Raw genomic sequence first — 12153 nt, 5'->3', positions numbered from 1 at the left:
AACTATTTCCTTGTGATCAAGAACTCATCCAGCATCTCTTCATCCCTCAACCACTCAAGCACCTCGGGCGTCAGGACACTTAACGTTGGGCGGAGACTCTGCGGGCCATTAATGCTATTGAAAAATGCTTGCACAACGTCAGGCCAGTCGGTTTTCATCATGCCGCGCAGGGAATATAGTTTTTCGGCGAGCGCTTTGATTTGGTTAATCTTTTCACCGCTTACTGGTTGGCACTGCGTTAAGTTTTCGAAATCCTGACGTCGACGCTCATAGTCGGAGGCGATATCGTCAAATTTGTTCGCATTTTTTTGGAAATTCAGTGTCTTGTCATCGACGTGAACCTGCTGATGTAACTCTTCCAGCCATGCATCCCAGGCATCTTTCAGTTCTTTGCTCAGGTCCTTGTGTAGGGTACTGAGTTGGCTGACACAATGGGTCAAGGAATCATTCTGGATGATGTCGTAAGCGGTAGGTTCCTCTGAGGCAGTCAGCGTCTCATCTAGAGAGTTCTGTGGAGACTCTTCCTGATCTGCAAGGTTTTCTTCCTCGCCGGGATTGTTTACCGACTGGTTTTTCAGCCAGCGTCCCCACTGTAACTTGAGACTTTTGACGCTGTTCGCGGCAGCGATCAGTTCGCTCTGCTGCTCGTCATTCCAGGTAACTGCAATGCCCTGTGGGAGTTGTTGCTGGGCAGGATATTGCTGTTTAAGCAATGCAAACTTATCGGCAATGGTGTTAGTTTTACTGTATACCAGATTACATTTATCGATGATTTGTGATGCCTTACCAGCCTGAACGCTAAGATCGAGCTCTTTTTGCATTTCAGCCAGTTGTTGGCGCAAGGTGGTCATTGCTCGACTCCAGAGGCGATGATATCGCTCGCCAGTGTTTTCAGACGGTCATTCACTCTATTCAGAGCAAGAGTCAGTTGCTGTATATCCCCTTTGGCGTTCATCTGCTGGAGTGCGAACGCGATCTTAGGTTGTACTAGTTGCCATTGAGCAAGTACGCTGCTGATTCTTGAAACGTAGTCACCGTCAAGTTGACATATATCCAGCCACAATCTCGCGCTATCTTTTTGTTTTTCAATGGAAAGTAATGAAATTAAAGTCGCCAGACTCTCCTCGGCGTCGGTTCTGAGGGCTTCAATTTCACCCAACAGCCACGAAGATGGCTTGTACTGAGCGTTGCCGGTGGGGTAGTGCTCGGCCCGCACAGTCTCAATAAACGTCTGCCAGTCGTTCAGTTGGTTGAGGAAATCGTCGCCATCTTTAATGTTGGCAAAGAGTTGAACATTTTTTAGTGTGCTGGCAAGTTCCTGCTTAACGGAGAGTGCCGCACGTTCAATTTCCGCACCAATTGGCTGTTTTAAAACAGTTTTAAGTGCGGAAAATATTACATCGGCATCAAGCGCACGACTGGAGCCCAAGCCTGAGCCTTGCTCAGTGATAGCTACCTGTTCAAGCCACGCTTTTCTGGCATCATCCCATCCTACAAGCGCCTGCGCCCTGGCTTCGGCGACTCTGGCGCTGGCGTGAGGATGCAGGGTCGCCTCAATCCCTCTGAAACATATCTCGGAAGGTGAGGTCGCCAGCGTTCGACCAGTACTTTTCCCTTCGGCTCTCCCGACGCCTTTCTGGGTGAGGCAGAGGGTATTGACGATCTCCGCCGGTTCTTCTTTCCCGGTCACCAGGCCAAGCAGCAGAGCTTTTTGCAGATGCTTTTTCAGCGCATCTCGTAAGTTACGCGCTCGGAAATGATTTATAGCGCTTTCCATAGCCTGCGGCACCCACCACTGGATGAAGTTTTGATAGCGAGTGTAGTCTTCCTGCGCCTCGGGATAATTAAAGCCTTGATTTAAACCGGCGTAATGCTGGATACGTAACAGGGTTACAGCGGCGTTATACACATCGACCCGTCGGGAAGGATCGGTCAGATCCTGCTCAGAGTAAAAGTTCGTAATAATGCTTGAGGGATCCGACGCCGCTTTTGGCAGTGAAATCAATGTAAAACGCCCCTCTTTCAGCGGTGGCCGCGAAGACATTCCGAACAACTCTGGCTGCGCATGAATTTCATAACAGGCGTTCAGTGCCGCACGCAAATCACGGGCAATATCCTGCGGCAGAATGACGTTGTCATTCACCCATGCACGGACCGCCCTGATAAACGGCAGTTCGGATTTGGCTGTGTATTTTGCCTCTTCTTTCACTTTTAATTCCGGAACGTCAAGCTTTTTACCTGTCGCCGTACTACCGGTTTTGCCCGCAGTTTCGCGTACGTTCTTTGTTTCTGGTTTTGCCGGTTCCGTGGTGGGAGTTTTGCCATTCAGTTGCTTTGCTAGTTCATCGAGTCCAAAGGCACTCGCAACGCTGCCCGGCAGTTTTGTGCATAGTTCATCAAAGGAATCAATGCCATATCCCCAGATTGCGGCAAGCGTCACCGAACTGCCAACTCGGTTGACAACCATCTGTGAAATCTTGTCTTCGATTTCGGGAACGGCATGAATTCCAGCGAGATTAGCTGGCGGGAACTGCGTTTTTTCCGCTTCTGTTCTGCAATCGCGCAGAATATCTAACAGGATGCGGTTAATAATTGTGCGCGGGTTAAAAATCAACTCGCCGCTGCTGTCGCGGCAATGCTTATTCGCCAGTGACAGAATGGCACTGCGGTTATACGGGTAGAGCGGGAATTTCTTATTGACAGAATAACCAAAATCTTCTATTGCATTGGGTATCTCATCACTGTGCCAGATAGGTGGCCACTGAGGTTTACCTTGCTCTGGACGGTTTTTTAACTCTTCTGATCCAAAGCGTGCGGCGTTCAGATAGCGACCACAGAGCGAGACAATACGATCTTCGTTATTGTCTTTATCGACGTTCTCGATGATCCACTCGTAGCCAGCACGCGTGATTAAAGTTTCCTGGCGACGTTTATAGCCGGGATAATTGTCGGTGACGGCAATCACTGAGTGGACCGGACAGAGGGTTTGCACACCGCCAGGTGCCGCTTCTTCGATCAGACTGTCGATGAGGACATCTTCAATGGCGGAGATCGCCGCCATATCTTCCACAAGAATCACCAGGCGACGATTCAGTCGCAGAAACTCCTTGCGGATTTCCTGGAAAAGTTCTTGAAAAGAACCCCCATTGAAGGTGAACAGGCGTTTGAAGAGTGACTTCAGCGAGGCATGCATGGCTTCATTAAGCACGCTCGCCGCACGAGTACGCGCTTCCATTTGGTCTGATTCATGCAGTTGAGAATGGTTCAGGTAGCGGCGTGCACGCGCGGACAAATCGTCAGGCTCAAAAATAAAATACAGGTCTTCCGGAAGAAGTTCATATTTATCATGATTTTGTTCTCCTTCTTCCAGACCATTACTCATCCGGTTGGCCAGTTTGAAAATACAGTGTTCCGGCTTCAGCAGATTCTGTTTGAAGTTGGGGTCTGTGATTAGATCGCAGATACCGTTCTCTACCTCTTCAATGATGGTTTCCATATAGGCGAGTCGGTCTGTTGGAATGTCTTTACCTTGTGCCTGCAGCGTTTTACCTTCTTCCATCACTGCTTTTTGCATGTCCTGCAACTGATGGGCCATCATGGTCAACAGCAGGTCTGCCAGATCTTTCGCCGGATACTGTTCCGTCACTTCATTAACGCGCATGCGCGCGTTATCGAAAAATTCCCCTGTCAGATTTTTCAGGATGCGTAAAAGCACCTGTTGCAGACTGGAGTTTTTGGGAATACGGACAATTTCCCATTGTGCGCTCTGGCCGTTTTCCTCCAAGTACATGTTGAACCGACAGTCTAACCAGCGCACCAGATGCGATTTCCCCATCCCCGAGCGGCCAATCAAAGGGATGGCACGTTCCGTAATGAGTAACTGCTGGAACAGATCTTCGTCACGTAAGATTTCATTATTTTCATTGACGTCGCGTCGGGTCAGTAGCATTGGTTCATGCACGGCCAGAAGCACATGATCCTCTAATTCTTCCGCTTCATTACGAATGCATTGAACGATATTTTCCCTGGACGGCCAGTACTCTATCATGCTCATTGTACATCCTCCCTCAGCGTGATTTGGCTAACCCGGCGAATTTTGCTGTCAGGTAAGTGGAGTGATAAGGCGTCTTCATCATCACTGCCGGTGGTGAGGATAATGCGCTTACTGATTTCAAGTCGTTGTAGCGCAACGGATGTGCTGGTGCAGATATTGTCACCTTCCGGCGAGATCCAGTCTTTTTCCTGCTGCATCACATCATGAACGGAGTTTCTGAACTGCCCACCGTCCATCATTGGCATAACCTCCGCCATATTTGCCATAAAGATTTTGGCGGGAAGAGTGCGTGTGTTGCCAAAGATTTCCGGCAGAAAACATTGAATGGCCCGGGTAGGGTCGGTGACATAATTCCCGTCTGGCATTAGCTCTAGAAAACCTAGAAAACGACCAAAGTCTCTTACTAACTTCGCGGTGTTTTCGTTTACCTTTTCACCTGGTAGCCATTTGTGTACTTTGTTTGTGATGATTGGTGGGGAGAGCGGTTCTTGAGCTCCGGGCGAATGCTGCTGAAGGCTCAACAGACAACTCAGCACCCGCCACAACGGTTCGCATTCATTCCCATTGGCAATGCCTTTTTCACGACAAGTATCAATCGCACAGGCAAGCAGGCGATGCGCCAGTGGACGTGCGTTTTCTTCAAGCGGTAACATCATTCCGTCGCGCATCGGCCATAGTCCCTGGTTGCTCCAGAAACTTAAGTTCTCTGTGAATTTCCCCCACGCGTTATCGTTAGCTGGCAAGTTATCAGGGCGATAACGGGCGAGTAGTGTGTCCTGAGACAACGGTTCCTGTGCGCTTTGTAGAATGCGTTCAATTAGAGGAAGGAGTACCAGGACGCTCCCAGCGCCTGCGTTATTGATTATTGACATATTGTAGTTGCCTGATAAATGTGTCCAGCGCAAGCGCATTACCTGCGCTTGCGCACCATGTACGATGTGGGAACTGAGGATCTGCGAGATGCTCAGGTGCAATAATAATTCGCTCAAAACGCGTCACGGGTAGATTCGGGAACGCATCCGCCGTGTTAGGGATGATCACGATCTCTGGTCCATCTGATGCAGGCGCTGTCATTTTCTGTGCGCTCCAGAAGTGCGAAAGCGAGTCCAGGTTGTTCTCTAATTGGAGGAACACTTGCCTGTCTGCACGAATAAACACATATTCGCCAGAGGTGATCAGTGATCGCAACGTTACACGAAGTTCCGTTAACAACGAATGCAACTTCATGTTTTCGTTGTAATACACTTTCTTTTCGGTGCCTACGAAGAGTGCTTTTTTCTTTGGCTCGGAACGTAAAACTTGTACATCTGTGCCCACGGTGGGAGAAAATGCCCCTTTCCCTTTCTGGCGACATCCCGGACAACCTCCACAGGTTAACTCGGGAGGATACTTTTGATATTCATAGAATTTCTGCAGAATTTTACACAGCGAATTGCTGGGATCCTCCAACCACGTTTCCATTACCGTAAAGGCTGCCCGGCGGTTATTTAACTCGGACTGACGGATCTTCTCCACATGGGTGTTCCAGTGCGCTTCTGAATAATGCGCATCGTCACAGTGACGGATATGAACGTGGTTATAGTAGCTTTCGAACCATTCACTTAGTTGCGTGTTGTCGTCATCCAGATTATCTAGAAGGGTGTCAGGAATTTTCGGATCAGCAAAGACCAGTTTGATGAGTCTGGCCCTTTGCATTAACAGCAATGTCCGACGGTTCCAGGCTTCATTTTTATCGCCCTGGTGATCAATATGAACGGGCTTGGTGTTTAGTGAAATCATGTAGTCAGCGATCGGACTTTCCTTGCGATCATCAAACATCGCTTTCCAGCGGGCAAAGCCTTTTTCTACGCCAATCAGCGTCTCAACGGCCAGTGATTTTGCCGTTTTCATTTGCGCCTTATGCCATACAAGGTGCACCTGGCAGGATCTACCGTCACGCCCGGCGCGCCCGCAGTCCTGGTAATAACGGTCGATACTTTCCGGAATGGCAGCATGTATGATGCTGCGAATATCCTTTTTATTCATCCCTACCCCAAAGGCAGAGGTGGCGACCATGATATCGAGTTGGTCATTTTTCCATTTAGAAATCAATTTCTTACGGTTTTTTGTGTCAATTTGTCCGTGGAATATGCCGGTTCGCCAGTAGCCTAGTTCGTTCAGACGGACAGACCACATCTCCGCATCTGTGCGGGTGGTGCAATACAAAATCAGCGGGCGGGGTAAGGTCATCAGCAGTTGTTCGACCCGCTGACGATGCGTGTTTTCATTTACCTCATGATGCACAAAATATTCCGGCTCTGGGCGTAGGAAATTAGCTGACACTTCAATTAGTTCGCTATTTTCATCCTGGAACTGCTCGACCAGAATGTTCCGAGTGCTTTTGCTGTACGTCGCCGAGAGTAGCAGTGTACGAAAACGGCATTTTCCTTGGGCTTTCAGTGAGCGAATCATAGGGGCAATCAGCTGAAAGTCAGGGCGGAACTCCGCGCCCCATTGATCGATCAAATGCGCTTCGTCGATGACGATCACGCCAATCATATTCAGTCTGGAAAGCTCAAACAACACAGGAACCAGAGAAGAGCGAACGGCTTCCGGGGAACAAAAGAGCACACGCTGTGTTCCCGCTTTGATTCTTTCCTTCATCGCCTGACGTGCGGGCTGCTCTTGTCCTCCGACCCAGGCATAACTCCCACCATGATCCTGGTCGGCACCACGAAGCAGTTTTTGCATGTCGTCAGCCTGCTCAATAGCGAGAGCGACGGTAGGGACGATCACCAGCGTGAGGGTGTTTTTCGGTGCGCTGAGCGCCTGGAGTTGGGTGAGAAGACTTTTACCGCAACTGGTGGGCAGGTTCACCAGCAACGTACAGTTATCATCAGACGTCAGTAGCGTCCGAATAGCGGCCTGTTGACCGAATCCCTGATAATGAGTCAGCCAGGGCTCCTCGGGTAGTAGGCGCTTCAGCGCGGGATCGGCCTCCGGGCGCAGCAAGTTCCTGCGGATTTTACGCAGATAGGTGGCTCTGGTCAGCGCCAGGTCTGCTTCTTCAACCAGTTGAATTTGTTGTGTTGCAGGCGACTTTGTCATGCCCCACTCAGGTGCCGGAACGTCGGTCAGTTCCGGCGGCAAGGGGAGCCATGGCTCGCTAATACCGTTCACATGAGCCGCACGTAATGCATCGGCGTAGCCGGCAAAAATATCACTATGCCCTGCCGAGGCATCAGTGATGATCTGAATCAGTCTGTTCAGAAATTGATTTTCGATGCCATCCTTAAATGTGACCCCTTGGCTAAAACAGGTGGTTAGTGCTTGCTGCAGGCGCGACCATTCTTCTTCCATCAGGCGATTTCCTCCAGTAGATTTTTGCTGCATACCACCACGGCTTTGACGGCCATTAACTGGAGTCCGGCCTGCTCACCGAGGGCGGTTTGATGTTGTTCCCGATCACTGGCATAGACTCGTTCCACCATCTCTTTCCAGGAGTTCGGTGAGATAAGCTCTTCAATTTCTTGCCAGAGTTTAGGGCGCAGATTCATATCTGCATAGAATTTCTGCGATGTTTCGTGGTTGGCATATTCGGCATTGAGAAGTTCCAGCACCTGCGGATTAGTCACTGCTTTACCTTCAGAGGAAAGCCAATGTTGCATAATACGTGGGGGGGACAGTTCGTCTGCTGTGCGGCGTTGTGAGTAGGTATCCTGCGTCTGGTGATGGGTGACAAGCCAGGTAGACTGGAAAAAGTAACTGGGTTCCTTCAGTTGCCCGGGGATCACTCGCAGTATAGCCATAGAACTGCCTCGAGCATCTAAGTTTAACAGTTGCCAGATCGTATCGACAAATGGCTGCCCATACCGCAATGGATAAACGGTTGTCCCGTCGATAGATGGAATGCGTTCAGCGCTCATCAGATGCGTTGACGGTGGGTTGCCTCCTTCTTTATCGAAGCTGAGCATGCAGGTGGTGAGAAAGGTTTTAAAATCAACCAGCGTCCCTGTACTGCGATCAGATAGTTCGAACTGAAACTTGATACCTTTTTCTGCGGTGCCTGTAGCGCGAAAACGCAACGCACGTGTGATCCAGTTGGTCAGCGCATTACATTGCGATACTGCAAGATGATCGTCCGCGCTGATCTGTTGCGCAAAAATCGCTGCTTCGGCAATCTCGTCATCCATCGCAAGCAGCTTTTCCTGCATGTTAATTTTGTTCGTTTCAGTGGCCAGAATGCCCTGTTCGCCAGGGAATTCGCTGGCAATACGTTCAAGGGTCACCGGCCCTTCTTGGTAGACATTTCGCCACGCATTTTCCAGATAATTATCGAGGACGAACTGGAGGCTGGCGATGGTGTTATTAAATACGCCAATGCTGTCTTTCAGAATACTGGCCCATATATTGCGTAATCCACGGTCGGCGTGGTTTTTCAGGATCAGACTCTGAACGGGTTTTACACCTTTCAGGTTTGCACTGTACCTGTTCAGACGACCAAGGCGCTGTTCAATGCGACTGCAAGATCGCGGTAAACCGTAGTGAACGGCCAGTCGCAGACCTCCATGGAGATTCAGACCATCTTCGCCGCTTTTATCACAAATCAGGACCCGAATGGGGCTTCCGGGTTTCAGGTACACCAGGGGGTGACCCGACTGATAACGCTCCTGCGGATACTCCAGCAGCAACTCGAGCTTTATTGCAAGGTGCTGGGCTAGATCCGGACGATCGCAGAAGACGATAGCTTTTCCTGTCGGATTCTTTTGCAGCCACTCATTCAGGGTGATGGCTAGCTTGTTATCAATAACCTGAAGTTCATTTTTTGCTGTAGAAACAATGTGTTCTAATAGCTCTCGTTCTTCCTGAGTGCGTTCCAATTCACCCAAATGCACTTTAGCGCGTTGCATGACGCAGAGTGGGCTTGACAGGAGATCGTCGATCCATAAAAGGTACGAGTCTTCATTCATTGCCCACTGCGTATTCTGTGGCAGTAAAGATAAGGAACGATACTCATCAATCAACTCGTCTAACGCTAACCCATCGCAATGCCAGTGGCACTCCACGGCTCCATTGAGCCCTGGAAACAGAAGGTTCAGGTTGAGGTTTTTCGTTTCATCGAAGCTGAGTGAAACCTGACGGCGGTTACGCAACATACGATGATGAATGCGATAGTTTTCCCCTAGGTGCCGGCGAATATCTCGGATCCCTTCTTCACGCTCCGGAGTATTTGGTGAAAACGTCCCAATAAGCGGGATGAGTTGTTGGCAGAGCGTCATCAGAATCGTATCTTCCGGGAACTGCTGCTGCAGTGTTTCCAGATTACGGCGTAAGCTGACGTTCGAGACGGTAGGCACTAACCCCGAGAAGATCCCGCCGAGGTCTTCACGATTTTTTACCAGTTCGGTAAAGTCTCGCAGATGGGCTTCATCCACTTGGTAGGCTTCGGGATTAATACAGTGCAGCATTGACAAGAAGTTTCTTTCGTGCCCATGCAGAGGGGTCCCGGTGAGTAACAGGACGTAGTGGGCTTTCCGACAACCCTGAGCGATCAGGATGAAGTTATAACGTTCATTTTTGTCTTCTGACCACGGCCAATGGGCAATCTGGTGAACCTCATCGACCACAATAAGCGAAGGTGGGAATCCCCGTCCAATCAAGGTGCAGGCATCAAAATGGCTGCAAATCACGATGCCTTCTGTGACCTTATTTTGTCGTAAACCCGCGAGGGCCGACGAGGCATCAATAATAAGTTGTTTCAGTTGAAAGCGCTCACCCAGTTCTTCCCGCCACTGGTTAACGAGCGGTGCTGGAACCGCAATAAGCATGCTGACGTGGCCATTAGTTTCTAACGCGTGTTCACGGACGACCATGCCGGCTTCGATGGTTTTCCCCAGCCCAACCTCATCGGATAGAATATACTTAGGATTTTTATCCTGAAGCACACGACGTACCACCGCCAACTGGTGGGGCTCAAGTTCAACGGCACTACTGGAAATGGATGCTATCGCTCGGCAGGCAGCACGTTGCTGGATGTAAGTTTCAATAAAGGCTCGGCGGTGAGGGAAAAAGAACGGTGCATCATTAGCTTGGAGGGCAAGGAAATCAGCAGGGTTTATTGGGGTATCTGGCGCTTTGTTCAGAACAAAAATTTCGTCGATTGGCAGCGTCGTACTTTCATTTTCGCGAAAGATGACGAGAAAATCCCCTTTGGGGCGCGAACCGCCAAATCTGGATCTGGCCCATCTGTGGCTTTGTGGTTCAATGCAATAAATTACCGTCTCTTCGTGCGGTATCGTGGGGATGAGTTGTTTTAAAGAAACTTCTGTTTGCCGTGCGTAAGGATGAGCCGGTGACTCAAAAAAAGCAACTGTTGCAATGTTTGCGTTAATATCAATGCTTACGACTTTTCCGATACCGTCAAAACTTTCAGAAACAACCAACGACCCTATAGGTAATATGCTCATCATCACAATCCTTAGAATTGTCTTCGCATGTATGGTTTGTGCGAAAAATGGACAGTCATGGGGTGAAATAAGCGGATTCCATGTCTGAACGACATACATAGAGAAGTAAAATTTCAATTGATAGGTATAGGATACTGAGATAAATCTCATATTCAAGTAAAAAAAGGTTTAAGAGGGCTCTCAGATAAAAATAATTTAATTAATTCACTGCGTTTGATTTCTATAGGTGAAATTTTGTTTGCAACTACTATTTTTAGTAGGAGTGCTTTTAAGTTTGAGTTAAGGCGACTTAAATTAAATTGATTAACACATGGTGGCGAATCCTCTGCAATATACGAAATGCTCTCATTACATTGATTATATAAAAATAGATTTTTAAAGAATTAGATAGCCAATATAAATTTGGCTATCTAAATAATCTATTATTCATCGCGATAAATGCATCCTGCAGTGCATGTTTCTTTTACGACTACTGCACTCAGAATCGGTAGTTGTGGCTTAATCTGATTCCAGATCCATGCTGCAAGCACTTCACTGGTAGGGTTTTCCAGACCCGGAATGTCATTGAGATAGTAATGATCCAATCTATCCAAAGTAGGTTTGAAAATCGCTTTTAGTTCGGCAAAATCGATAATCCAACCAGTGTGTTTATCCACCTCTCCGGTGATCTCAAGGCGCACAACGAACGAGTGCCCGTGCAAACGTCCGCACTTATGGCCGTCAGGCACATTGGGTAGTCGGTGTGCGGCTTCAAAGGTGAAATCTTTGTATAACGTAGTTTTCATGATGACCTCTTTTTTGTTATACAGTAACAACAAGAGCTAAGGTTTCCAAGCATTTCTGAGTTAGTTACCACTACTCTATTGATAGACAAAATATTCCGGTCGAGCCCCTACCGAGCTGTTTTCGACTTTGAGCCCATTATCTAGGATAAGAATGTGACTTGCTCCTGTTGGTTAACATACCGTGATATCAGTAACGTCTTCATTAGCTACTTGAGGACATCCCCATGAAGAAGCGTCCTTCCGACGAACAGATCTTCAGTATTCTCTGTCAGGCCGAAGCCGGGGTTTCTACCGGGTAAATTTATCTTAAGCACATTATCTCCGATACTACCTTCCATTCCTGCGCAGTAAATCTGGCGGCAAAGAAGTACCGGCTTAAGTCGCCTGAAGAGAATAATGCCTGCCTCAGGAAGTTGCTCACCGAAGCCATACTGGATACGGAGGCAATTCATGTGGCACTGAGCCGAAAGTTCTGACGACATACCAGAAACGAGAGGAGGGAGTAGTCATTTGTAAGGCAGTCGGACTGTCGTAACGGTTGAACGGTTTGCCCTGTCAGTCTGCCATTATGAGGCTCAGCCTCCGGTTGCTGACTGGCAGTTATCTATGCGCATTACTGAACTGGCGTCTGGACGCCGTCGGTTTTGTTTCCGGCATATCCGTCAGTTTCTGAGTCTTGAAGGTCTTTATATTAATCACTAGCGGGTTTACCGTATTTATAATCTTAATGACCTGAGTAGCTTTTGGAATGAATGCCTGAATGATCCCTGATTCAGCGATATCGTTTATGCCAAGAGAATAACTAACAACTGAAGGCAGAATTATAAAAATTTTTATCTAAATTTAACACTCAATTATCAGACTCTAT

At 48.5% G+C, this 12153-nt stretch carries 6 protein-coding genes; all 6 read right to left on the bottom strand.

Translation table 11 applies throughout. The features are described 5' to 3' along the window. Window positions 1-2: 2 nt before the first annotated feature. The 6 genes from OK412_RS15360 to queD all read right to left on the bottom strand — a co-directional run bounded on the left by OK412_RS15360 (window position 3) and on the right by queD (window position 11285). Entirely contained in the window at window positions 3-851 is an 849-nt protein-coding gene (locus OK412_RS15360) for a hypothetical protein (protein WP_264353313.1), read from the bottom strand. Further along, a complete protein-coding gene (dpdH, locus tag OK412_RS15355) occupies window positions 848-4054 on the bottom strand; it encodes a protein DpdH (RefSeq protein WP_264353312.1) in 3207 nt (1068 codons plus the stop codon). Before dpdH ends, OK412_RS15360 begins: the two co-directional genes overlap by 4 nt. Continuing rightward, on the bottom strand, window positions 4051-4926 hold the full coding sequence (gene dpdG / locus OK412_RS15350; protein ID WP_264353311.1) for a protein DpdG: 876 nt from the start codon (window positions 4924-4926) through the stop codon (window positions 4051-4053). Before dpdG ends, dpdH begins: the two co-directional genes overlap by 4 nt. Beyond that, window positions 4910-7393: a protein DpdF gene (gene dpdF, locus OK412_RS15345; RefSeq protein WP_264353310.1), complete on the bottom strand. Its 2484-nt coding sequence runs from the start codon at window positions 7391-7393 to the stop codon at window positions 4910-4912. The genes dpdG and dpdF overlap by 17 nt, the downstream gene beginning before the upstream one ends. Beyond that, window positions 7393-10503 carry a protein DpdE gene (gene dpdE / locus OK412_RS15340; RefSeq protein ID WP_264353309.1) on the bottom strand — a complete coding sequence of 1037 codons (3111 nt, stop codon included), beginning with the start codon at window positions 10501-10503 and terminating at the stop codon, window positions 7393-7395. The genes dpdF and dpdE overlap by 1 nt, the downstream gene beginning before the upstream one ends. A gap of 419 nt (window positions 10504-10922) precedes the next feature. After that, on the bottom strand, window positions 10923-11285 hold the full coding sequence (gene queD / locus OK412_RS15335) for a 6-carboxytetrahydropterin synthase QueD (RefSeq protein WP_264353308.1): 363 nt from the start codon (window positions 11283-11285) through the stop codon (window positions 10923-10925). Window positions 11286-12153 lie beyond the last annotated feature (868 nt).

Origin of the sequence: Pantoea sp. JV6, assembly GCF_025910055.1 — a bacterium.
GTDB lineage: Bacteria > Pseudomonadota > Gammaproteobacteria > Enterobacterales > Enterobacteriaceae > Pantoea > Pantoea agglomerans.
Note: the sequence above shows the minus strand (reverse complement) of the source record. Positions and strands in the feature narration are given on the sequence as shown.